Below are 24540 nucleotides of genomic sequence, written 5' to 3' on the forward strand. Positions count from 1 at the left end.
TATTTAAGTTTGTATTTAAATATAAATTTATATTTCGGGATATACACGTGTGATATTATTTTCTCAATTAAGTTGGTATTTTCGTAGTGAATGGCGTCGCTACCTTGGAGCAGTAAGCCTGCTTATTATCATTTCTATTCTGCTACTAGTTCCTCCATATTTGGTGGGCGTCATTGTTGATGGTATTAGTGCTGGATCTATGTCATCTTACCAATTGATGATATGGATTGGTGTTATGTTGGTCGTAGCGTTGTTTGTCTATATTCTACGATATATATGGCGATTATGGTTGTTTGGGGCGTCATATCAATTAGCGGTTAAGTTACGGAATAATTTTTACCGACAATTCAGTTGTCAAAACCCGGAATTTTATCTGCGCCACCGTACCGGCGATTTGATGGCGCGTGCCACCAATGATGTGGAACGGGTGGTGTTTGCCGCGGGGGAAGGCGTGTTAACGTTGGTTGATTCGCTAGTTATGGGCTGTGCGGTGTTGATTGTAATGAGTGTGCAAATTAGTTGGCAGTTAACGTTATTGGCCATGTTACCTATGCCTATTATGGCAATTATTATTAAACGATATGGTGATCAACTACATCATCGTTTTAAATCGGCACAAGGTGCATTTTCTGCTCTGAATAATCAAGCTCAGGAGAGTTTAACTAGTATTCGCATGATCAAGGCATTTGGTCTTGAAGATCTACAAGCAAATCAGTTTGAGCAAGTTGCAGTAGAGGCTAGCCGTAAGAATATGTATGTTGCCAGAGTAGATGCCCGGTTTGATCCGACAATTGTTATTGCAATCGGTATATCAGATTTGTTGGCTGTCGGTGGTGGTAGTTGGATGGTGTTGCATGGGGGATTAACACTGGGTGAACTTACTAGTTTCGTAATGTACCTTGGTTTGATGATTTGGCCAATGTTGGCGCTAGCATGGATGTTTAATATCGTTGAACGGGGAGGTGCTGCATATAGCCGTATCCGTAGTTTATTACAAGAACCTCCTGTCCTTAAAAGTGGTCTCCGTCATTTGTCATCTGAGCGCAGTATCCTGAATGTGAATATTAAATCTTTTAATTATCCTCAGAGTAATAAAAGTGTTCTGAATCAAATTAATTTCAAGTTATCCCCTGGGCAGTTACTGGGGATCTGTGGTCTAACAGGCTCAGGTAAGAGTACTCTGCTTGCTCTGATGCAAAGACAGTTTGATGTAACTGAGGGAGAAATTCTTTTCCAGTCGATAAAAATTGCAGATATTCAGTTAGATGAATGGCGGGCTCGTTTTGCCGTTGTCAATCAAACACCTTTTCTGTTTTCAGATACCGTTGCTAGTAATATTGCTTTGGGACGTCCGGATGCTACACAGGAGCAAATTGAAGAAGTTGCTCGTTTTGCCTGTGTTCATGAAGATATTCTTCGTTTACCGGAAGGGTATCAAACGGAGGTGGGGGAGCGTGGTGTGATGCTTTCTGGTGGGCAGAAGCAGCGTATCTCTATTGCGAGAGCATTACTCTTAGATACAGAGATTTTGATTTTGGATGATGCCTTATCTGCGGTTGATGGGCAAACTGAATACAGTATTTTGCAAAATCTAAAACGATGGAGACAACAACGCACTGTTATTATTAGCGCCCATCGCCTATCTGCATTAACTGATGCTGATAATATTCTGGTGATGCAGCAAGGTTCGATTATACAGCAGGGACAACATCAGCAACTGGTGGAACAACCAGGCTGGTATCGTGATATGTATCATTATCAGCAAATTGAAGCGGCATTGGATAGTGAGGATGGAATCGTATGAAAGAGATAGAGATGACTAAGGTTCGTCAATTGTGGCCGTCTCTGAAACGTTTGCTGGTTTATGGAAAAGATTATCGTAAGCTGTTGGTGCTGGCGGTACTTATGTTGTGGGTGGCTGCAATTGCAGAGGTAAGTGGTCCAGTTCTAATTTGTTATTTTATCGATAATATGGTTGCAACAGGTAATATGCCCATTGGATTGGTTATTGGCTTGGCTGTAGCCTTCATTGCTCTGCAACTGATCACCGCTGTATTACACTATTTCCAGGCTTTATTGTTCAATCAAATATCAGTTGATGTTGTTCGGCAACTTCGTACTGATGTGATGAATGCGGCATTGCGTCAGCCTTTGAGTGCTTTTGATAATCAACCAGTAGGGCAATTGATTTCTCGTGTAACGAATGATACAGAGGCTATTCTAGATCTTTATGTCAATGTGGTCCCTACGGTATTCCGTGGTATAGCATTGATTAGCGCTATGTTGATTGCCATGTTTGTACTGGAATGGCGTATGGCATTGATTGCAATTCTTATTTTTCCTATCGTATTAATTGTTATGGCGATATATCAGTATCTAAGTACACCAATTATCCGACAGGTACGGAGTTATTTAGCTGACGTTAATGATAATTTTAACGAGATTATCAATGGAATGAGTGTTATCCAACAATTCCGGCAGCAAGCTCGTTTTGGTGAACGAATGCTGGCAACTAATCTTGCTCATTATCAAGCAAGAATGCAGGCACTACGGTTAGACGGGCTTTTATTACGACCATTACTGAATTTTGTGTCAGCTATGGTACTGTGTGGCCTTATCATGCTATTTGGTTTTAATGGAATCGGCGTAATTAGTGTTGGGGTGTTGTATGCCTTTATCGATTACTTGGCACGGTTGAATGAACCACTCATTGAGTTGACCTCCCAGCAATCTATCTTGCAGCAAGCTGTGGTTGCTGGTGAGAGAATATTTGAATTAATGGATAGCCCTCAACAAGGCTATGGCATGGATGATCAGCCACTATCCAGTGGTCGAATTGATATAGAAAATGTTAGCTTTTCTTATCGGGATGACAAAGTAGTTTTACAAGACATCAATTTACAGGTTCCGGCTCATGGTTTTGTTGCTTTGGTTGGTCATACCGGTAGTGGTAAAAGTACGTTGGCAAATTTACTGATGGGATATTATCCGTGGCAGAAAGGGGAAATTTACCTCGATGGTCGGCCTGTATCATCCCTGTCTCATTCGGTACTACGCAATGGTATAGCGATGGTTCAGCAGGACCCGGTCGTTCTTGCTGATTCTTTTTTTGATAATATTACGCTTGGCCGGAATATCTCAGAAGAGAAAGTTTGGCAGGTATTGGAAACCGTGCAATTAGCTGAGTTAGTACGTACATTACCTAATGGACTTCATACTATTTTGGGAGAGCAGGGTAATACGTTGTCGGCTGGTCAAAAACAGTTGCTTGCTATGGCGAGAGTGTTAGTGCAAACGCCACAAATTTTGATCCTTGATGAAGCGACTGCAAACATTGATTCTAGTACAGAACAGATGGTACAACAGGCTTTGAGGTTGATTCGTCAGCAAACGACGTTGATCGTGATTGCTCACCGCCTGTCTACTATTGTGGAAGCTGATACCATTCTGGTGCTACATCGTGGTGCAGTTGTTGAACAGGGATGCCATCAGCAATTATTGGCGAGGTGTGGACGTTATTATCAGATGTATCAATTGCAACAAGTCGGTGAGACACTAAATGACTGTGGCACAATCTCTGAAAAAGAGGTACTAATTTAATCAGGCTTGCACTGATTAGGTGCACTCTGGGAGAGTATATCCGCTACTCTCCCTCCTTCTTATTCTCCAGAATTTTTATTTTCTTTATTATTATTTGATTTCTATATTCTTTTAGTTTCTGGCACACCCTTTGCTATTTCCTTATTGCAAACATAATAGCCGGATGGAAGGGGGATATATGAAGCTCATTACGACAATTATAAAACCATTCAAATTAGAGGATATTCGGGAAGTTCTCTCTAATCTTGGTGTTCAGGGGTTGACCATAACAGAGGTAAAAGGATTTGGGCGTCAGAAAGGGCATGCGGAGCTTTACCGTGGAGCTGAATATAATGTCAACTTTTTACCTAAAATAAAGATAGATATTGCTGTAGCAGATGAATTAGTTGAGGAAGTAATTCATGCTATTCAGCAATCAGCTTTCACTGGAAAAGTTGGCGACGGTAAAATTTTTGTCGTTGAATTACAACAGGCTATTCGTATTAGAACAGGAGAGACTAATGATGCGGCACTGTAACTTACTGATAGAGAAGATAGATGTGAAAAAACGATTCTCAGTGGCTGCCGGTATTATGGTCAGTTGTGTACCATCATTATCTCAGGCTGCGGAAGGCGTTGCTGATAAAGCTGATAATGCTTTTATGATGATTTGTACAGTCCTTGTTCTGTTTATGACCATTCCGGGAATTGCTCTGTTTTATGGTGGATTGCTACGGAGTAAAAATGTTTTATCGCTAATGGCTCAGGTTATGGTGAGCTTTGCTTTAGTATGTGTGTTGTGGGTGATTTACGGTTACAGCCTGGCTTTTGAACCAGGGAATGGTTTTTTCGGTGGTTTTAGTCAAATGATGCTAAAGAATTTGGCATTCACTGACTTAAGTGGCAATTTTTATCAGCTAATTCATGTGGCATTTCAGGGTTCTTTCGCTTGTATCACTGTTGCTTTGATTGTTGGTGCATTAGGGGAGCGTATTCGCTTTTCGGCTTTGTTAATTTTTAGTGTGCTGTGGTTGACATTTTCTTACCTGCCTATGGCGCATATGGTTTGGGGCGGTGGTGTACTTTCACAGGATGGAGCATTGGATTTTGCGGGTGGTACAGTTGTTCATGTTAACGCTGCTGTAGCTGGATTAGTTGGTGCTTACTTGCTGGGAAAACGCACTGGTTTTGGGAAAGAAGCATTTAAACCACATAATTTACCGATGGTTTTCACTGGTACTGCTGTGCTCTATATTGGTTGGTTCGGTTTTAATGCGGGTTCTGCTAATGCTGCTAATGAGATAGCTGCTCTGGCATTTTTAAATACCATTGTGGCGACTGCTGCCGCTATTCTGTCATGGGTTTTTGCAGAATGGTTTTTCCGTAATAAGCCGTCTCTTCTAGGAGCATGTTCAGGCTGTATTGCTGGACTGGTTGGTATTACACCTGCTGCTGGAATGGTGGGTGTTGGTGGTGCATTAATCATTGGTCTGATCGCGGGTTTTACCGGACTTTGGGGGGTGGTGGCTTTAAAACGATGGTTACGCGTTGACGATGTATGTGATGTATTTGGTATACACGGCGTATGTGGGATCGTGGGTTGCCTCCTGACTGGGGTTTTTACGGCTAAATCTTTGGGAGGAACCGGGCATGCAGAGGGTATAACCATGTTGGAGCAAGTTGGTATCCAGGCTTTTAGTATACTGGTTTGTGTGGTTTGGTCAGTCATTGTTGCCTTTGTTGCTTTTAAAATGGCAGAGCTGTTGGTAGGGTTGCGGGTTACAGTTGAAGTTGAAAGGGAAGGGTTGGATATTAATTCTCATGGAGAGAGTGCTTATAATTAAGTTGTAATATTAAAAGGCAGCAATAAGACCATAAAATACAATGCTGGTTTCTTAATTTGCTGCCTTATTCATTTATCTGTTGCGTTTCCTAACCAGACCTTCCTGTACAGTGGAAGCAACAAGTATCCCTTCACGATTATAAATTTGTCCCCGAACAAAACCACGGGCACCAGAAGCTGATGGACTATCTATAGCATATAGTAGCCAGTCGTCTAGTTTAAACGGGCGGTGAAACCACATAGAATGGTCAATTGTTGCTATCTGAATATTTTTCTCAAGGAACCCGACACCATGTGGCTGTAATGCTGTTGGCAGAAAGTTAAAGTCGGAGGCATAGCCAAGTAGATATTGATGAATAAAAGGGTCATCAGGCATATTGCCATTACTGCGGAACCAAACATAGCGTATAGGTTCTTCTGGTGGGCAATTAAATGGACTGTGATATTTTACGGGCCTCATTTCTAGCGGGCAGGGAAAGAGAAGAATATTCTGCATCTTCTGTGGCAGTAGATGCGACATCTTTTTCACGATTTCGTTCTGAGGGATAAGTTCTTCTGGATATGGTACATCCGGCATCATATTCTGATGTTCAAAACCTTCTTCGTGACTTTGAAATGAGGCAGTCATATAAAAGATAGGTTTGCCATTTTGAATGGCACTGACTCTCCGGGCACTAAAACTTCCCCCATCACGTAGAATTTCAACATCATAGACGATAGGTTTGTGACTGTCTCCGGGGCGTAAGAAATAGCTATGGAAAGAGTTGCCCATCCGGTCATCGACAACGGTTTGTTTGGCTGCATACAGTGCCTGACCAATCACCTGCCCCCCGAAAACCTGAGGAAAACCGAGATCTTTACTTTGCCCTCGGTAAATACCTTCCTCAATTTTTTCCAATTTCATCAAATTTATCAGATTCTGTAATGACTTGCTCATAATATGCCTTTGTTTTCTATTAGGTTATCGAGAGTACAAGGGATGATTATTGTCTCATTAATATATGATTAATAAATAACTAAATTGTAAATGTTTTAAGTCCTGACAGTAGTGCAATAAAGAATATGAGATTTGTTGGTGTCTGATATTCAATTTTTTAATCTATAATCCAGATGGTTTAGATTTAATGATTTGATATTTTAATTTATTTTAATGTTTAATATATACCCTATGGATTTCAAGACGCATCGCGACGGCAAGGGAGCGAATCCCCGGGCGCATAGGTAACTATGTGACCGGGGTGAGTGAGCGCAGCCAACAAAGAGGCAACTTGAAAGATAACGGGTATAGGTTAGTTAATAATGGAGGAATGTATATGAAGTTATGGCAACTCCCCGTTGGTGTACTACTAGCGGTTGCTTTGGTTGGGTGTAATGCTAAAGGTGCTGAGGTAGTAGATACTCAGGTGGAAAAGATTGAAAATCCAATGAAACGCTCTTTTGTTGAAGGCAATATTAATATACTACAGCGTATAGCATTGCCAGCAGATGCTGTTCTGACAGTGGCTTTATCTGATGTATCTTTGCTTGATGCACCTTCAGTTACTCTGTCTCAGAAGGTTGAGCGTTTAGGAGGGAAACAATCGCCTTTCCATTTTGTTTTGCCTTATCAATCAGACAAAATTAAGCCGGGGGCACGCATTGTTGTCAGTGCTTCTGTTTCGCTGCATAGTCGATTGATGTTTGTTACAGATACAGCGTATGAAGTGATTAATAATGGGAGGACTAAAAATATCGAAATTACGTTGAAAGCCGTTAGATAATACATTTCCTTAATTGTATTCACTTGTAATGTGCAATAAATCAGCATTCGGGCCTGCTTGTATTGCTATTTGAGTAGGTATGAATGATAATGGCGCCGCTTTGAAGTTAAAGCAACACGTCACAATGGGGGCTCTGTTGGTTCTCCCGCAACGCTAACTTGTTAACTTGGTCAGGTCCGGAAGGAAGCAGCCATAGCAGGGGATGTGTGTGCCGGGATGTCGCTGGCAGAGCCCTCGCCAATTTTCATTGATAACCTAAATACATAGATGATCTAAATAAGCCGATAGCACTTTACCGGCTCGGATCACTTTCTATCTGATAAAGACTATTTTAGCGAACGTATTTCCATACTGAAGGTGGAATTCTATCATACAGTTTATTCATGGTCAGCTCAGCTAGGCGGTGATCCGCAGCAGAGTAGAATAGTTCAAGTTCATCTCCTGAAAGTTCATATTTGTTCTTTTCAATCACACGTTCTAGTGTATCAATCGTGGTGCATTTTCTTAAACGCATCAGATAATCAGTTTTAGTCATAATCGCCTTTCTTATTTAACATATATAAAAAATTATTGAGGGAAATATTCAATCAAATTTTGCTCAAGGAACAACTTAAATCCTGTAACGGGACGCTGATTGAGCGTTCATTAGTTTTTACCATTCCACAAGTCTGGAAACGCTAATCTTAATTTGTTTCCAGGAGATTTGTAAGTATATGTATTATCAATACATTTATCAATTCAAGAGAGAAGGTTGAAATCATCAGAATATTTTATTTTAAAGTGCTAAACGAAAGTTGATATGTATTCGTTCTATTTGTTTAGCTCTAAATTATTCTGAGATGTAAAAATTCTTTTCACAACTAGTCTCATCTCTGTGTACTTTGCACTAGACGTACCTCTTACCTTAGATTCTCACATAAGCATTTTAATTCATCAATATTATGTCATCTTGAGTGAATATTCATCCATGCTATGTTGATCTTCCAGTATATGCCATTACTTAATTTTTTGAGTTAAACACTAAGCATATACACGTATTATAAAATTTTTTTCGAGAGATTATTATTATGTATCTATAATCGTTCTTTGGGATTATTTATCTTTTTTACAGATAGCTCTGATTTTCTTCTGGTAAATCAGGATCAGCTCTTAACAAAAATTCATACCTTAACTCAATAAACTATAAATATCGGCTAGTATGTGTGAGTTAATATGTAGGTTTATATAAAACAGTATTACTCTCAGATACCAGTAACGGCAGATTATAGCCTGATGGCTACAATAATCAATGAATATAACATCATTATTACATAAGTCACTATGTGCTGGTATTGTTTTTTGTCATTTAGTGTAAAAAAAGATAAAGTAATTTTTGTCCGACAACTTTCATATTAATTTTATTAAAGTCACTAATGCTTGGATTTTTAAAGCTATTTTATACTCATAAGTGGTGATCATAATTAAATTTAAACAAAATTACTTAAAGATTAAGCGGATAGGTTAATGATCAGAATCTTGCTAGGTGGAAGCAACTATTATATTAAGAAGGCCGATTTGACGGCCTTCTGGTTATTGTTGGTAGCATTAATGAGATTCTGACGCAGGTTCAATCTCCTCCGCTTTCTTACTGAAACGTCGTCTTATAACCACAAAGAATACTGGCACGAAAAAGATTGCTAGCGAGGTTGCTGCAATCATTCCGCCTAATACCCCAGTACCCACCGCGTTTTGAGAGCCAGAGCCCGCACCATTACTCAGTACTAGGGGAATAACACCTAACATAAATGCTAGTGATGTCATTAGGATTGGGCGAAGACGCATTCTTACCGCATCTAGCGTAGCTTCTATCAACCCCTTGCCTTCTTTTTCCATCAGATCCTTAGCGAATTCAACGATGAGTATCGCGTTCTTCGCCGACAACCCGATAGTGGTTAATAAGCCAACTTTAAAATAAACATCGTTATCCAAACCGCGGAATGTTGTTGCCAACAAGGCCCCAACAATACCCAATGGTACTACTAACATAACTGAGAATGGAATTGACCAGCTTTCATATAGTGCTGCCAGACAGAGGAATACCACTATCAACGATAATGCATACAGAGCTGGAGCCTGATTACCGGATAGGCGTTCTTGATAGGACATACCTGTCCAATCGAAACCGATCCCATTCGGTAGCTTGGATGCCAGCTCTTCCATCAGGGCCATTGCATCGCCGGTACTTTTACCTGGAGCTGCTTCACCCAGAATTTCCATTGATGGTAAACCGTTGTAACGTTCCAGACGTGGTGAGCCGTAGGTCCAGGGTTCTTTGGATGTATCTATAAAGGCAGAAAATGGAACCATTTCACCTTGTTTGTTACGGACATACAGCTTGTAGATATCACTTGGCAACATACGATAAGGTGCTTCCGACTGAACGTAAACTTTTTTGACGCGACCGCGATCAATAAAGTCGTTCACATAGTTACTACCAAACATCGTGCTGAGTGTTGAGTTAATATCAGCAATGGAAACACCGAGAGCTTCAGCTTTTTCCTGATCAATTCTGAGCCGATATTGAGGAGTATCTTCCTGACCATTAGGACGAACACCTACTAACATATCTGGATGCTGTTGTATCATGCCAAGTAATTGGTTACGGGCTTCTGTCAGTTTGTCATGTCCAAGGTTTGCTTTATCAATTAATTCAAAATCAAAGCCGGTTGCTGAACCTAACTCTACAATTGCCGGGATGTTAAACGCAAAAACCATACCTTCTTTGATTTTCTGGAAGTGAGCGCTAGCCCTGGCAACAATCGCAGGTACTTTGTTTTCAGCGCCAGGACGTTCACTCCAGTCTTTCAGGCTTATAAAGCCTAACCCAGTGTTTTGCCCTTGACCACTAAAACCAAAGCCGCTGACGGTAAATACAGAAACCACACGATCTTTTTCTTCTGTATTGAAGTAATCGCTTATTTTATCCAGAACTTTCTCTGTTTGTTCCTGTGTCGCCCCCGCAGGTAATTGAACCATTGTCAGCAATACTCCCTGATCTTCTTCAGGAAGAAAGGAAGATGGTAAACGTGTGAACATGACAGCCATACCAGCCACTAGGAATACATAAATTACCAGATAACGGCCTGTATTGCGTAGAATACGACCAACACTGTCAGTATAGTGGTGGGTACTTTTGTCAAATATGCGGTTGAACCAGCCAAAGACGCCGGTCTGCTTACCGTGGCTACCTTTGGCAATGGGTTTCAACATAGTGGCACATAGAGCTGGTGTCAGGATTAAGGCTACCAGCACAGAGAGTACCATTGCAGATACGATAGTAATCGAGAATTGACGATAAATTGCACCGGTTGAACCGCCGAAGAAGGCCATTGGGATAAATACAGCAGACAGCACCATTGCAATACCAACCAAGGCGCTTTGGATTTGTCCCATTGATTTCCTTGTTGCTTCTTTTGGCGATAGACCTTCTTCCTGCATAACTCGTTCAACGTTTTCTACAACAACAATGGCATCATCTACCAGTAAGCCAATGGCAAGAACCATAGCAAACATGGTTAATGTATTTATTGAATAGCCAAATGTAGCGAGTATCGCAAATGTTCCTAAGAGTACGACTGGAACCGCAATAGTTGGAATGAGTGTTGCGCGGAAATTTTGGAGAAATAGGTACATTACCACGAACACTAGCATAATTGCTTCAACCAGTGTTTTTACCACTTCGTTAATAGAGATTTTAACGAATGGTGTGGTGTCATATGGATAGACAATTTTCAGCCCGTGAGGGAAGAAAGGTTCCATATTTTTTAGTGCTTCTTTTACTGCTTTGGATGTATCCAAAGCGTTAGCGCCTGTCGCTAGTTTGACACCGATACCCGCAGCAGGTTTACCGTTATAGCGGGCAATGATGTTGTAACTTTCTGCACCTAGTTCCACGTTTGCTACATCTTTCAGACGGACCTGAGAACCGTCAGTATTGACGCGCAGGAGAATATTACTGAACTCTTCTGGTGAGGTTAGACGTGTTTGAGCAATGATCGAAGCATTCAGGCGTTGACCTGGAACGGGAGGAGTTCCCCCTAATTGACCGGCGGCTATTTGGTTATTTTGCGCTTTGATTGCATTTATTACATCTAAAGTCGTCATTTTGTAGTTAACAAGCTTGTCAGGATTTAACCAGATACGCATGGCATACTGGTTACCGAAAAGCATTGTATCACCTACACCGGTTACGCGACTTAAAGGGTCCTTGACAGTTGCACCAACATAATCAGAGATATCGTCCTGTGACATGGAACCATCTTCAGAGATGAATCCGGCAACCATTAGGAAAGAGGTTGTGGACTTATCTACACGTATCCCTTGCTGTTGTACTTCTTGTGGTAACAGAGGCATAGCGAGTTGCAGCTTGTTTTGCACCTGCACCTGTGCAATGTCAGGGTTAGTACCCGCTTCAAAGGTTAGTGTGATGTTCATGTTTCCAGCAGAATCACTGTCGGAAGACATATAAACCAGGTTGTCGATACCATTCATGTTCTGTTCGATAACCTGAGTAACTGTGTTTTGTACAGTGGTGGCATCTGCGCCGGGATAAGTTGCGGCGATAGAAATCGCCGGTGGTGCGATAGTAGGGTATTGCGCCACGGGTAATTTCATAATTGCCAGCAGCCCAGCCAGCATGGTGATAATTGCGATTACCCATGCAAAGATTGGCCGATCTATAAAAAACTTAGGCATGAATCACCGACTCCTAAATTAAGACTTTTTCGCAGGTTCAGTTTGGTTCGCAGCAGATTTTGCATTTAAGTCTACTTCTGCTGCTTTAACCGGGATGCCGGGTTTAATTTTTTGCAAACCAGTAACAATGATCCGGTCACCTGCTTTCAGACCGGAAGTTACTAGCCATTTATCACCAATAGCTTGGTTAGCGGTGATAACGCGTGGTTCGACTTTTTCGTCTGCACCAACCACCATGACAGTAGCTTCACCACGAGGTGTACGGGTAACTCCTTGCTGAGGAACGAGTATTGAATCCCGGCGAATACCCTCTTCCAGTTTTGCTCGAACAAACATGCCTGGCAGTAACTCTTCATTTGGATTAGGGAATATTGCACGGATAGTGATAGAGCCCGTTGTTTCATCTACAGCGATATCAGAGAATTCCAAGTAGCCTGTTTCACTGTAATTTTTACCATTTTCCATGATCAGGTGAACTTTAGCTTTACTGTCCCCTTTTTGCACAACACCTTTGGTGATTTCACTTTTAAGACGCAGATAATCATCACTTGACTGAGTAACATCCACATAAATTGGATCTAGTTGTTGAACAGTTGTCAGTGCTGTTGGTTGACCAACAGAAACTAGAGCGCCTTCAGTTATAGTCGATTTGCCGGAACGACCACTAATCGGCGCTGTAACTTTGGTATATGCCAAATTGATACGGGCAGTCTCTACAGTTGCTTTTGCTGCCTGTACTGTAGCATTCGCTTCAGCATAGTTAGCGCTGGCTTTATCAAATTCCTGTTGACTAACATAGTTTGTACCTAACAGTGACTTATATCGGTTTACTGTCAAGCGTGTGATCTCTGCATTAGCTTGAGCTTTTGCCAAATCAGCTTTAGCACTGTCATAGGTAGCCTGGTAAGTTGCTGGATCTATCTGATATAAAGATGTGCCTGCTTTTACATCGCTACCTTCTTTATAATTTCGTTTCAGAATTATACCACTTACTTGTGGACGAACTTCTGCAATGCGGAAGGCTGACGTTCGGCCTGGAAGTTCTGTCGTGACCATCAGAGGTTCATTTTTCAGCGTCACGATACCGACTTCAGGAGCCTGTTGATTCCCAGCAGCCTGCTGAGAGTTTTTGTCGTTACATCCTGAAAGAGCTAAGCTGCCTGAGAATACCAGTATTGTAGCCAGAGGCAAAACTCCCCTGTTTATTCGCATAAGTAAACCTCAATATTTTTAGATGTTGACCCTTCAATCCGTAAAACCATTACTCCATTAATAACAGCATGCTATAATACAAACATACGTGAATGTATGTAAATCCATTTTAGGTTAAAATTAGAGTGTATGGCACGAAAAACTAAACAACAGGCTGAGGAGACCCGGCAACAGATTATAGACGCAGCTATAAAAGAGTTTTCTGAGCGCGGTGTCTCTGCTACTTCACTGACAGATATTGCCACAACCGCCGGGGTAACCCGAGGGGCAATTTACTGGCACTTTAAAAATAAAGTAGACCTGTTTTCCGAAGCCTGTAGAATAACAGATTCTAAGATTGACGAATTAGAAAAAGAGTATCAAGCAAAATATCCTAATAATCCACTCCTGATTTTAAGAACTTTAATCATCCATATCCTGACGTCGGTCGTTGACGATCCGAAAAACCGGCTATTAATGGAGATTTTTTTCCACAAATGTGAGTTTGTTGGTGAAATGTCTGCCTTGGTGGAAGTCCGTCAGGAGCTGTGTGTTGCAGACTATGTTCGTATTGAAGAATCTCTTTCTGGTTGTATTGCATCAGGCCAGCTTCCTTATAATCTTCATCTGCGGCGAGCGGCTATCATGTTAAGGGGATTGATAACGGGCTTGCTGGAAAACTGGTTATTTGCGCCAGATAGTTTTGATATTCAGAAAGAAGCGGAGTCGTTAGTAGATAGTTTTATCGATATGCTTAAATATAGTGAGCATATGAAAGTTGCTGAAAAATGAAGAGCCAGAATAATAGAGGTGAATTCTATTTTGGTAATTGCTAACAATGTGGCTAATGGCAAAAAATCATTATCTTATGCTCTTTGTTTATCTGCTGCTATATAAGAGATGAGACAGAGAAACTAAGTTGAAAATATTTCTAATATCAGATGCTGTTGCCGGTTTTGTTAGGGAAGAGGTCAAAGAAAAGCTATAACTTAAGGTAAATTTTTAAGATTCTGACTGTATAAAATGTACTGATTAAATTTAGAAGGGTGGAACAGGAGCTTGTGATATCAGCAAGTTGGAACTGGTTGATAACGCTGAAATCAGTATATTGATTGAATTTTCCCTACGGATTCTGTAGGCAGACACAGTGCTAAGTAGGAGTAGTGTTAAGTTGCTGGCTGCAATGTTAAGAGATAACCATCTATGTTGGAAGTACGAAATGTGACGCATGCCTATGGCGAGCGAGTAATATTGAAAGAATTAAATTTGCAGCTTAAGGAAAAACGGATTGCCATCATAGGTAGTAACGGTTGTGGCAAAAGTACATTTGCACGTCTTCTTAATGGATTATTGGTACCGAAAAGTGGTGATGTTTTGGTGGATGGTTTGAACACCAGAACAGAGGGTAAGGCGATCCGACGTAAGGTTGGTTTCGTATTCCAGAATCCTGACAATCAGATCGTTTTTCCAGTCGTTGAGGAGGATTTGGCCTTTGGAATGAAAAATCTCGGTTTTACCAAGGACAAGATTCGGCAAAGAACGCAGGAGGCCCTTTCACGCTATAATTTACTTCAATTTAGGGAGCATCCTGCTCATCTTTTAAGTGGTGGTCAGAAACAACTCCTTGCGATTTCTGGTGTCCTTGTGATGGAGCCCGATTACATTATTTTCGATGAGCCTACAACCTTGTTGGATTTACGAAACAAGCGCCGTGTTGCTGAAGCAATCGATAACTTATCTCAAACTGTGATTGTAGTTTCTCATGACCTTGATTTTTTGGCGGGATTTGATCGTGTTCTGGTTTTTGATGATGGTCGCGTTGTTGTTGATGACATACCCTCTATTGCTATTCCTGAATACGTAAGGATGATGTTATGAGCCTGTCTGGGTATAACCCTGGTTCATCATTTGTACATAGAATTAGCCCGGGGTTTAAAATTATTGCTTTGGTCATTCTGGGAACATTACTTTTCGTTATTCCACGTATCGATCTCTCTGTTGCAGCGTTGGCGTGCATAGTACTTTTATACTTATTAGCCAGAATCTCATTAAAAACTGCTTGGATGCAATTACGGCCAGCGCTATGGATCTTCGTACTTATTTTTATAGTCCAATTGCTTCTACACCACTGGACCGCAGGTGTACTTGTGGTAGTTCGTCTTGTCTCACTTTTATTGCTGGCCTCACTTGTCACTCTTACTACTCGTTCTTCTGATATGATCGACGCCTTGGAAAAGGGCCTTGGATGGTTGTACTATCTTGGCATCAATCCTGGAAAAGTGAGTTTGGCTCTATCGCTTGCTTTGCGGTTTATCCCTGTTCTGGCGTCAATTACAGAAGAAGTACGGGAGGCGCAGAAAGCAAGAGGTCTCGATAAGAGTGTCATTGCAATTGCAGTTCCTGTTATTGTGCGAATGCTCAAAATGGCAGACGATATTTCTGCTGCTATTGAAGCTCGGTCCTATGATCCAGGATTTGACAGAAATAAATCAAGCAGCAAGTAAAGCAGGGGTTGTGGCTTTATCGAAAAGAAAGGGGGATTAAATGTCTACCAAAGATATTGTTTATATAGCACTATTTGCCTCTCTAACCGTAGCACTGGGTTTATTTCCGCCACTGACACTTCCCGTTGTGGGCGTTCCGATAACAGCGCAGTCAATGGGAGTAATGCTTGCTGGTGCCATCATTGGTGCGAAACGGGGTGGATTAGCACTGTTGCTCTTTTGTGTGTTTGTTTCCGTTGGATTACCGGTAATGTCTGGAGGGAGGGGAGGATTGAGTGTATTTCTCAGTCCAAGTGGTGGTTTTATTTTGTCATGGCCGATTGCCGCTTTTGTCATCGGCTATTTGTATGAGAAGAATCTTGCAAAACTGAATACCTTTAAAGAAGCAGTATTTCTTGTCTTTGGCGGAATTATGGTTGTTTATGTCATAGGTATCCCGTGGATTGCCTTATTTGCTAATATCAGCATTCGGCAAGCAGCCGTAGGTTCAATTGGGTTCATACCGGGAGATATTATCAAAATCGTACTGGTTATTTTGATTGCGAAGACGGTCCGTCGGGCTTACCCTACTCTTGAACCGCGTTCTTAAGTGTCATCATTGTGTTTATTATGGACCAGACGACTGGACGATAACCCTCAACGGTAACTTAAAGATATAATGTCAGTTAATTGTAGTTTTTCTGCATATCACGACATTTCCCTCGTGATAATTGTTACAACATATAAAATAGCGGTAGGGTAGGAAAAAGTGCTCTTAATGTTCAACTTCCAGATATCTTACTGAAATACTATTACGACCATAAAATCAACTTTTTCTCATTTAATACACCGATGAAGGAGCCTGTTGCAATGCGATTGCTGCTTGCAGGCAGGATAATATGAGGGTTACTGGTGTTGAAAATGACGACAGAGCCAACTTGAGGTCGGAAAGTGAAAGACTCACAATCAACCAATAAAGCACGATCATACGGTTTGTACGTTTTATCAACGACAGTACTCTTGAATGGTTGGTTATAGATCACGGTTTCTCCTCCCTGAGAGGGAGATAAAATATAGAGGTTCCAGGCAAGTTGAGTCGATATATCTCCGACGACTAAATTTCCTTTCGCAAAAGTAGGTGCGTAGTCCACATGTAGATCCGAACCACCGGAGATAATCCGGACGATACCGGCAAAATAGGGGCCAAATCCCGGTTCTTCAGCGACCGAAATGCTGAAATTTGTATCGTGATTGATATATCGTATGAACCGAGCAACTGGATCAAAAGCTTGATTGATAATTTGGGTGAGATCTTGTTCAGCTACGCTAACTTGAGCGAAATATTGCTCTTTTGGTCGATTACGGTAATGAGCGAGTGGATTTCCTAAATAAGACCCCGGCCTTCCAAACTCATATGGCTTTGCCTTCATGCTCAGTATTGCAGACGAAAGCTGTTCTGCTTCTTCTTGAGTTGCAAAATCATCTATCATCGCTGCTGGAATCTTGTTATCTATGATTGCCTGCAAGCTTTCTGATGATAATTTGACAAGCTCGTTTGATACCCACCGTGACGACATAGTAGTCGATTCCTAGCCGATTTTCTTTATATTAGAAAAACTGATCTATTGATGGTCAGTATTAATCATATAGCATTGGTTGTATAAAAATGCAACATCTGATCACATTCTGGAGCGCAATAATGACAATATCTCTGAGAGGTCATCACTTTTTGTGTATACTTACCTACGCTGGCAACGGATATTCCCCTGATTTTGTTGAAAATTATAATAGGATTATTCCTCGAATTCGGGATGAAGATATTCTGATTGTGGCAGGGCCGGATGACATATGTATTCCTTTGCTTGGAGAAGACAAACCTCATTGTTTTGGCGAGAGTGTTATTGTCCGGGATGGTCGAGCTTTGGAAGCCATTGGTTCTCTTATGGGCCGATCAATTGAGGTAGGTTATACGTTGAGGCTTGATGAAACCTATTTAAAACGGGCGAGATGGGCTTTTAATCGTGGGATCATAAGAGCCGCTTGTGTAGGCTGTGAGTGGGAACCGCTTTGTACTCGAATTGCTGCGGATGATTATTCTTCAACGTTTCTTAAACGAAATAGTGGAAAAAGCGAGTGAGGATATAAAGCCGTTTGAAATTTTGCAAAGGCTGATATTGATATGAATGTATGATCACATACTTAAGATAAACGCGAATCTTTTATAGTATCGATCAGGGTATTTATTGAGGTGTTGAAGTAAATGGCTCAATACTCCTTTGTCGACGGTGATTGCTTCGCTAATTTTGCTTGATAGTCGTGTTTGACTATTTCCAGTGCGGCGAGTGCGATTTCAGGAGTGATTTCATTGCATTCCAGTAAATAGATCAGATCAACAGCAAGTTGAACTTCGGGTGGTGCATGTTCGACGGACATAAAACATTCCTCATCTGAATCGTTAGTCCATGTTCTCTTTGTATTCAATTGATTTTTCAATTCGTGTTAGAGATTGACGGCAACGTGCTAGCCTTCCGGCTAATGCCGCGATTTCTTTCTGTATTTTTTGTTGATGACTAAGTGTAGTTTGTTGATTCAATTTTAGCTCTCTATCATTGATCATTGCGAGTAGACGGCGTTCATAATCCTGATGTTCAGCCAGTTTGTGATACAGGTCAGTAGCTTGTTGTTTATGTTCAAATCGGCTCTCTTTTTTTCTCAATGATTGGGTGGACAATTCACGCTTTAATGCCTCTATTTGGGCAACTAGGCGTTCAGTTAGAAATGCGACCTGTTCGGTTCGGTGATCCTGAACACACTCTTTGAGTTGTTCCATGTTGTGCCTGACTTCTTGTAGATAGCCTCGGAGTTTATCGCTATGTCGGTTAAATAAAGCCTGATCAAACCGGGCAGTAGAGAATGGCGTGTCAGCTAATGGCGCTATCTCTTCTGCCAGTATATCGACCTGTTTTTCGAGTAAATTTAATAACGGCTGTGTATTCATTTATACCCTAAAATGGTTATATCTTGCGAAGCAGAATTAATCTGGGACGACAAAAAGTAGGCTGATGCGTGTTCATCAGTTGCTTTTTTCTATCAGTTTACATAGATTTTAGAACCTCCGTGTTCTACTCATCATTGGCCCGATTATGACCGCAAACGCGCAGCAACTGCAATTTATTAAAGACAGCATTGAAACGATTCCTGATTATCCGAAACCAGGGATTCTTTTTCGTGATATAACCACTTTATTGGATAACCCTCTTGCCTACCAAACAACAATTAATCTTCTGGTAGAACGATATCAGGACAAAGGCATTACAAAAGTTGTTGGCACTGAAGCTCGAGGTTTTCTGTTTGGCGCTCCGGTTGCGTTACGTCTTGGTGTTGGTTTTGTTCCTGTTCGTAAAGCGGGCAAACTACCTCGGGAAACATTGAGTGAAACGTACGATCTAGAGTATGGCGCTGATAAGTTGGAAATGCATAAAGATAGCGTAAAAGAAAACGATAAGGTGTTGGTTATTGATGATTTGCTGGCAACGGGGGGAACGGTTGAAGCCACTGTTCGTTTAATCCGTCGCTTAGGCGGTGAAGTTTTTGAAGCGGCCTTTATTATTGGTTTGCTTGGTTTAGGCGGTGCTGAGCGTCTGCAAAAACAAGGTGTAAGTAGTTTTACTCTACTTGAATTCCCAGATCATTAATCTGCTTATTTTCGTATTACTAACATATCGGCCTCGCTGTCTGTAGTGAGGCTGTGTTAGCATGGTACCCAACTGTATTCGATTTTCCCGGTATCAATGAGCTATCAGGTACTTGCCCGTAAGTGGCGCCCACAAATATTTTCTGATGTTATTGGTCAGGAATATATCCTGACTGCGTTGGCTAATGGTCTTGCCCACGGTCGGCTTCATCACGCCTACTTATTTTCTGGCACGAGAGGTGTCGGGAAAACAACGATCGCCCGTTTGTTTGCCAAAGGGCTAAATTGTGAAACGGGTATTACTGATGAGCCTTGTGGTAAATGTGTTAATTGCCTTGAAATTGAACAGGGGCGATTTGTCGATTTAATTGAAATTGATGCGGCTTCCCGTACCAAAGTCGAAGATACGCGTGAATTGCTAGATAATGTGCAATATGCTCCGGCTCGTGGGCGTTTTAAAGTCTACCTGATTGATGAAGTGCATATGCTTTCCCGACACAGCTTCAATGCGTTATTGAAAACGTTGGAAGAGCCGCCTGAGCATGTGAAATTTCTACTGGCAACGACTGATCCGCAAAAATTGCCAGTGACCATTCTTTCCCGTTGCTTGCAGTTCCATCTCAAATCGCTGGATATTGGTCAAATAAGCGATCAGCTTGAACGTATTCTTAAAGCTGAACATATAGAGAGTGACAGCCGTGCTCGTCAGCTATTGGCTCGCGCTGCTGATGGCAGCATGCGTGATGCGTTGAGTCTAACAGATCAGGCTATTGCTATCGGGCAGGGCCAGGTAACAGCCGAAATAGTTAGCTTGATGCTAGGAACATTAGATGATGAGCAACCGTTATCAATTATTGAAGCATTGATTCGAGCTGACGGTCAGCAGGTTATGGCATTGGTGGAACAAGTTGCTTCACGTGGTGCTGACTGGGAAGATTTGTTGGTAGAGATCCTTTCATTGCTACATCGTATTGCAATGCTCCAACTATTACCTTCCCAACCAGAGATCGTTTCTTCATCGATTGAAGGTCGTTTGCGCATATTGGCAAAAGCTATTTCACCGGAAGATTTGCAACTTTATTATCAAACTTTGCTGATTGGTCGTAGGGACTTGCCGTATGCACCGGAGCGCAGGATGGGGGTTGAAATGGCTCTGTTCAGAGCTTTGGCATTTCATCCCAAAAAAGTTATTGAAGAGGTTGCTGCGCCGGTGGTAAATCCTGCGGTTATACCATCAGTTACAACACCAGTTACAGCACAGCCGAAACATAAACAGAGTGATCAGGGGGATGTGCCACCTGCTAATGATATTAATGAACCGGCACAATTGGATAGAACTTCTCCGTCGCAACCTCAGATACCTCAGGCGCTTTCATCAAGCCCAACCGCGCAGTTGCTGAAAGCAAGGAGTGTGTTATCCCGACAGCAAGAGCAAACGCCAACAAAAAAGCCTGAATCGGCTACACCTGTTAAAATGAAGTCAACAACTTCAGCATTGGAACGGCTTGCCGCAGTGTCAGGACAGCGGCCTCAGTCATCAATAGATAAAAAACAGGAAAACAAACCTGAGAAAAAAGAAGCTTATCGTTGGCGAGCCAAGAATATTGAGGAGAAAACAGAAACTCATGTGGCTACACCAAAGGCTTTAAGAACAGCTTTGGAACATGAGAAAACCCCAGAGCTGGTAGATAAATTAGCGGAAGAATCTAAACAGAGAGATGCATGGGCCGCAGAAGTTGGTAAACTTAAAATTCCTAAGCTGGTGCAGCAATTGGCATTAAATGCGTTTAAAGAGCAGATTAGTGCAAATAATATCCGTTTACACCTACGTTCGAGCCAGCGTCACCTTAATTCCGCTTTCGCACAAAAATCATTAGCGGGGGCTTTGAGCGAGTTGTATGGCGCAACGGTTGAATTCAGCATTATTGAAGATGATAATCCTGCGGAGAAAACTCCGCTGGAGTGGCGACAAGCCATTTATGAAGAGAAATTGGCACAAGCTCGCCAATCAATTATTGCGGATAAAACTATTCAAACATTGCGGCAGGTATTTGATGCTGAATTGGATGAAGAGAGTATCCGACCGGTTTAACCATGCTGCAATCTGTACCTTGTTGTACGATGTAGCCATAGCGAAGAGAGAAATCTATGTTTGGTAAAGGTGGTTTGGGCAATTTGATGAAACAGGCCCAGCAAATGCAGGACAAAATGCAGAAAATGCAAGAAGAAATCGCCAATCTGGAAGTGACGGGTGAATCGGGTGCAGGTCTGGTTAAAGTGACTATCAATGGTGCTCATAATTGCCGTCGTGTTGAGATCGATCCAAGCCTGATGGAAGATGACAAAGAGATGCTGGAGGACCTGATTGCTGCTGCATTCAACGACGCAGCTCGTCGTATTGAAGAGACTCAGAAAGAGAAAATGGCAAGTGTTTCCAGTGGGATGCAATTGCCGCCAGGCTTTAAGATGCCATTCTGATGCAAACCAGTCCTCTCCTTGAATCCTTGATGGAAGCATTACGCTGTTTACCAGGGGTTGGCCCTAAATCTGCGCAGCGGATGGCTTTTCATCTGCTACAGCGTGATCGCAGTGGTGGAATGCGTTTGGCTCAGGCATTGACCAGAGCGATGTCAGAAATTGGACACTGCAAATATTGCCGGACTTTTACCGAACAGGAACAGTGCACGATTTGTGCTAATCCACGCCGTCAACAAAACGGTCAAATCTGTGTGGTTGAAAGCCCTGCGGATATTCATGCTATTGAACAAACTGGGCAGTTTGCCGGGCGTTACTTTGTATTGATGGGGCATTTATCCCCATTAGATGGCATTGGTCCAATGGATATCGGTTTAGATCGTCTTGAGGATCGTCTCGCCACTGAAGAGATTTCAGAGGTGATTCTGGCGACCAATCCGACAGTGGAGGGAGAGGCTACTGCCAATTATATCGCAGAGATATGCGTTCAGTACGGTGTGACAGCAAGTCGTATTGCTCATGGTGTACCGGTTGGTGGTGAACTTGAGATGGTAGACGGTACAACATTGTCTCATTCAATTGCCGGGCGGCAGAAGATTACTTATTGATTTTCTGTTAATGCCTTACGGTTTTCGAGTTGTGATTGAATATGTGCTTGAACAGAGTTGTAGTCTGGTTAGAGCAAATCGTAAAGGTTTTGAGGCGCTACATTTATGTGGCGCATGCCTTTTAGTTCATTTTGTTATCCGCAAAAGTGACTTCATAATTCTTTTGGATAATCAAACTTGAAATTCAACTTATTTATCCCCATCTGCATATTATCGTCTGATTTTGTCTATCTGAACTGGATTTAGATTGAGGTAATAAATGAGTATGAAAGGTCAGGAAACCCGTGGATTTCAGTCTGAAGTAAAACAACTTCTGCAATTAATGATCCATTCACTCTATTCCAATAAAGAGATTTTCCTTCGTGAGCTAATCTCAAACGCTTCCGATGCTGCTGACAAATTACGTTTCCGCGCATTATCTGTTCCAGAACTTTATGAAAATGATGGTGAACTACGCGTTCGTCTTTCTTTTGATAAAGAAAAGAGAAGCATCACGATCAGTGATAATGGCATTGGAATGACTCGTGATGAAGTTATCGATAATCTTGGAACAATCGCTAAATCAGGAACAAAAGCTTTTCTGGAATCTATTGGTTCAGATCAGGCTAAAGACAGCCAGTTAATTGGTCAGTTTGGTGTTGGGTTTTACTCTGCATTTATTGTGTCTGATAAAGTCACTGTACGTACTCGTGCGGCTGGCGCTTTAATTGATCAGGGCGTATTTTGGGAGTCTGCCGGAGAAGGCGATTACACGGTTGCTGATATTGAAAAAGAGACGCGCGGTACAGAAATCACCCTTCATTTACGTGAAGGAGAAGATGAATTCCTGAATGACTGGCGTTTGCGTTCTGTTATCAGTAAATACTCTGACCATATTGCTTTGCCAGTTGAAATTGAAACCAAAAACAAGAGCGAAGAAGAGGGAGAAGAGGATACAGTAACTTGGGAAAAGATTAATAAAGCTCAAGCTTTGTGGACTCGTGGCAAATCTGAAATTACAGATGAAGAGTACAAAGAGTTCTACAAACATATTTCTCATGATTTTTCTGATCCGCTGATCTGGAGCCATAACCGCGTAGAAGGTAAACAGGAATATACTAGCATGCTCTATATTCCGTCTCAGGCTCCGTGGGATATGTGGAACCGTGAGCATAAGCACGGGCTGAAATTGTATGTCCAGCGTGTGTTTATTATGGATGATGCGGAACAGTTTATGCCGAACTATTTACGCTTTGTCCGCGGCCTGATTGACTCCAACGATTTGCCGCTGAACGTTTCCCGTGAAATCTTACAAGATAATTCTATTACTCGTAATTTACGTAATGCATTGACCAAACGTGCATTACAGATGCTGGATAAACTGGCGAAAGATGATGCGGAAAAGTACCAGCAATTCTGGCAACAGTTTGGTCTGGTAATGAAAGAAGGTCCGGCAGAGGATAGTACCAATAAGGAAACTATCGCTAAATTGCTGCGTTTTGCTTCTACTCATAATGATAGCTCGGCACAGACAGTTTCTCTGGAAGAGTATGTTAGCAGGCTGACCGAAGGTCAGGATAAGATCTACTACATCACCGCAGACAGTTACGCTGCGGCGAAAAACAGTCCTCATTTGGAGCTGTTCCGTAAAAAAGGTATTGAAGTTCTGTTGCTGTCAGAGCGCATTGATGAATGGATGATGGGATACCTCACTGATTTTGATGGTAAAAAATTCCAATCAGTCAGTAAAGCCGATGAGTCCCTGGATAAACTGGCAGATGAAAACAAAGCCGAGCAGGAAGAAATTGAAAAGCAACTGGAACCGTTTGTTGAGCGTGTGAAAACACTGCTTGGTGATCGCGTGAAAGAGGTTAAATTGACTCACCGTCTGACTGATACTCCAGCAATTGTGACAACAAATGCGGATGAAATGAGCACGCAGATGGCGAAATTGTTTGCTGCGGCTGGTCAACAAGTGCCGGATGTTAAGTACAATTTTGAACTGAATCCTGATCATCAGTTGGTAAAACTGGCTGCTGATATCAGTGATGAGGCTCAATTTGCGGATTGGATTGAACTGTTGCTTGATCAGGCATTGTTTGCCGAACGTGGCACATTAGAAGACCCAAATCAGTTTATTCGCCGTATGAATCAATTGCTATTGTCTGAAAAAGCTTGATTTAACTATATTTCT

The 24540-nt window shown here is 41.8% G+C and carries 22 protein-coding genes and 1 other RNA gene; 16 read left to right on the top strand and 7 right to left on the bottom strand.

Features of this window, described 5'->3' with window-relative positions:
- The first annotated feature begins 49 nt into the window (after nucleotides 1–49).
- The 4 genes from C6H66_RS00300 (at nucleotide 50) to amtB (ending at nucleotide 5423) form a co-directional block, all read left to right on the top strand.
- Nucleotides 50–1804 (top strand): SmdA family multidrug ABC transporter permease/ATP-binding protein, encoded by a 1755-nt coding sequence (locus C6H66_RS00300; protein WP_046394484.1) that lies wholly within the window; start codon nucleotides 50–52, stop codon nucleotides 1802–1804.
- 11 nt (nucleotides 1805–1815) lie between these two features.
- On the top strand, nucleotides 1816–3600 hold the full coding sequence (locus C6H66_RS00305) for a SmdB family multidrug efflux ABC transporter permease/ATP-binding protein (protein ID WP_046394487.1): 1785 nt from the start codon (nucleotides 1816–1818) through the stop codon (nucleotides 3598–3600).
- Nucleotides 3601–3778: 178 nt separating this feature from the next.
- Nucleotides 3779–4117 carry a P-II family nitrogen regulator gene (gene glnK, locus C6H66_RS00310; RefSeq protein WP_036775141.1) on the top strand — a complete coding sequence of 113 codons (339 nt, stop codon included), beginning with the start codon at nucleotides 3779–3781 and terminating at the stop codon, nucleotides 4115–4117.
- Nucleotides 4118–4139: 22 nt separating this feature from the next.
- The gene (gene amtB / locus C6H66_RS00315) at nucleotides 4140–5423 is read left to right on the top strand and encodes an ammonium transporter AmtB (protein ID WP_072165115.1); all 1284 of its coding nucleotides are present in this window, start codon (nucleotides 4140–4142) and stop codon (nucleotides 5421–5423) included.
- A 72-nt stretch (nucleotides 5424–5495) separates the two neighbouring features.
- Here amtB and tesB read toward each other — a convergent pair whose 3' ends face one another.
- Complete coding sequence (tesB, locus tag C6H66_RS00320; protein ID WP_046394485.1) at nucleotides 5496–6359, bottom strand: acyl-CoA thioesterase II; 864 nt, start codon at nucleotides 6357–6359, stop codon at nucleotides 5496–5498.
- 376 nt (nucleotides 6360–6735) lie between these two features.
- On the opposite strand from tesB, the gene C6H66_RS00325 reads away from it, so the two are divergent.
- Together C6H66_RS00325 and ffs are read left to right on the top strand one after the other, a co-directional pair.
- Nucleotides 6736–7182 carry a YbaY family lipoprotein gene (locus C6H66_RS00325; protein ID WP_046394852.1) on the top strand — a complete coding sequence of 149 codons (447 nt, stop codon included), beginning with the start codon at nucleotides 6736–6738 and terminating at the stop codon, nucleotides 7180–7182.
- A gap of 134 nt (nucleotides 7183–7316) precedes the next feature.
- Nucleotides 7317–7413, top strand: an RNA gene (ffs, locus tag C6H66_RS00330) — signal recognition particle sRNA small type.
- Nucleotides 7414–7513: 100 nt separating this feature from the next.
- On the opposite strand, the gene C6H66_RS00335 is transcribed toward ffs, so the two are convergent.
- The 3 genes from C6H66_RS00335 to C6H66_RS00345 form a co-directional block, all read right to left on the bottom strand.
- Nucleotides 7514–7717 carry an HHA domain-containing protein gene (locus C6H66_RS00335; protein ID WP_011147992.1) on the bottom strand — a complete coding sequence of 68 codons (204 nt, stop codon included), beginning with the start codon at nucleotides 7715–7717 and terminating at the stop codon, nucleotides 7514–7516.
- Nucleotides 7718–8766: 1049 nt separating this feature from the next.
- Nucleotides 8767–11916 carry an efflux RND transporter permease subunit gene (locus C6H66_RS00340; protein ID WP_046394853.1) on the bottom strand — a complete coding sequence of 1050 codons (3150 nt, stop codon included), beginning with the start codon at nucleotides 11914–11916 and terminating at the stop codon, nucleotides 8767–8769.
- Between the two features lie 18 nt (nucleotides 11917–11934).
- Entirely contained in the window at nucleotides 11935–13128 is a 1194-nt protein-coding gene (locus C6H66_RS00345; protein ID WP_046394854.1) for an efflux RND transporter periplasmic adaptor subunit, read from the bottom strand.
- Nucleotides 13129–13257: 129 nt separating this feature from the next.
- Between C6H66_RS00345 and acrR the strand changes: the two genes are divergently transcribed.
- The 4 genes from acrR (at nucleotide 13258) to C6H66_RS00365 (ending at nucleotide 16200) form a co-directional block, all read left to right on the top strand.
- Entirely contained in the window at nucleotides 13258–13899 is a 642-nt protein-coding gene (acrR, locus tag C6H66_RS00350) for a multidrug efflux transporter transcriptional repressor AcrR (RefSeq protein ID WP_046394855.1), read from the top strand.
- A gap of 411 nt (nucleotides 13900–14310) precedes the next feature.
- Nucleotides 14311–14985 carry an energy-coupling factor ABC transporter ATP-binding protein gene (locus tag C6H66_RS00355; RefSeq protein ID WP_105394488.1) on the top strand — a complete coding sequence of 225 codons (675 nt, stop codon included), beginning with the start codon at nucleotides 14311–14313 and terminating at the stop codon, nucleotides 14983–14985.
- Nucleotides 14982–15611 (top strand): energy-coupling factor transporter transmembrane component T family protein, encoded by a 630-nt coding sequence (locus C6H66_RS00360; RefSeq protein WP_046394857.1) that lies wholly within the window; start codon nucleotides 14982–14984, stop codon nucleotides 15609–15611. Before C6H66_RS00355 ends, C6H66_RS00360 begins: the two co-directional genes overlap by 4 nt.
- A gap of 40 nt (nucleotides 15612–15651) precedes the next feature.
- The gene (locus C6H66_RS00365; protein ID WP_046394858.1) at nucleotides 15652–16200 is read left to right on the top strand and encodes a biotin transporter BioY; all 549 of its coding nucleotides are present in this window, start codon (nucleotides 15652–15654) and stop codon (nucleotides 16198–16200) included.
- Nucleotides 16201–16402: 202 nt separating this feature from the next.
- Here the strand turns inward: C6H66_RS00365 and C6H66_RS00370 are convergent, their stop codons facing one another.
- Nucleotides 16403–17167 (bottom strand): 2OG-Fe(II)-dependent halogenase WelO5 family protein, encoded by a 765-nt coding sequence (locus C6H66_RS00370; RefSeq protein ID WP_036808898.1) that lies wholly within the window; start codon nucleotides 17165–17167, stop codon nucleotides 16403–16405.
- A gap of 122 nt (nucleotides 17168–17289) precedes the next feature.
- Here C6H66_RS00370 and C6H66_RS00375 point away from each other — a divergent pair, with 122 nt between their 5' ends.
- Nucleotides 17290–17727, top strand: a complete 438-nt coding sequence (locus C6H66_RS00375) for a DUF1284 domain-containing protein (protein ID WP_046394860.1) — start codon at nucleotides 17290–17292, stop codon at nucleotides 17725–17727.
- A 128-nt stretch (nucleotides 17728–17855) separates the two neighbouring features.
- Here C6H66_RS00375 and rsmS read toward each other — a convergent pair whose 3' ends face one another.
- Entirely contained in the window at nucleotides 17856–18023 is a 168-nt protein-coding gene (gene rsmS / locus C6H66_RS00380; RefSeq protein WP_065389291.1) for a pleiotropic regulatory protein RsmS, read from the bottom strand.
- A gap of 22 nt (nucleotides 18024–18045) precedes the next feature.
- Complete coding sequence (gene priC / locus C6H66_RS00385; RefSeq protein WP_040150043.1) at nucleotides 18046–18588, bottom strand: primosomal replication protein PriC; 543 nt, start codon at nucleotides 18586–18588, stop codon at nucleotides 18046–18048.
- Nucleotides 18589–18733: 145 nt separating this feature from the next.
- On the opposite strand from priC, the gene apt reads away from it, so the two are divergent.
- The 5 genes from apt (at nucleotide 18734) to htpG (ending at nucleotide 24525) form a co-directional block, all read left to right on the top strand.
- Nucleotides 18734–19285, top strand: coding sequence for an adenine phosphoribosyltransferase (gene apt / locus C6H66_RS00390; RefSeq protein ID WP_046394861.1), 552 nt, complete (start codon nucleotides 18734–18736; stop codon nucleotides 19283–19285).
- 96 nt (nucleotides 19286–19381) lie between these two features.
- On the top strand, nucleotides 19382–21376 hold the full coding sequence (gene dnaX / locus C6H66_RS00395; protein WP_105394489.1) for a DNA polymerase III subunit gamma/tau: 1995 nt from the start codon (nucleotides 19382–19384) through the stop codon (nucleotides 21374–21376).
- Between the two features lie 56 nt (nucleotides 21377–21432).
- Nucleotides 21433–21762, top strand: a complete 330-nt coding sequence (locus tag C6H66_RS00400) for a YbaB/EbfC family nucleoid-associated protein (RefSeq protein ID WP_021323842.1) — start codon at nucleotides 21433–21435, stop codon at nucleotides 21760–21762.
- Nucleotides 21762–22367, top strand: coding sequence for a recombination mediator RecR (recR, locus tag C6H66_RS00405; protein WP_105394490.1), 606 nt, complete (start codon nucleotides 21762–21764; stop codon nucleotides 22365–22367). The genes C6H66_RS00400 and recR overlap by 1 nt, the downstream gene beginning before the upstream one ends.
- Before the next feature lie 265 nt (nucleotides 22368–22632).
- Entirely contained in the window at nucleotides 22633–24525 is a 1893-nt protein-coding gene (gene htpG / locus C6H66_RS00410; RefSeq protein ID WP_181150128.1) for a molecular chaperone HtpG, read from the top strand.
- The last annotated feature ends 15 nt before the right edge of the window (nucleotides 24526–24540 follow it).

This window comes from Photorhabdus hindustanensis (assembly GCF_002968995.1).
Lineage (GTDB): Bacteria > Pseudomonadota > Gammaproteobacteria > Enterobacterales > Enterobacteriaceae > Photorhabdus > Photorhabdus akhurstii.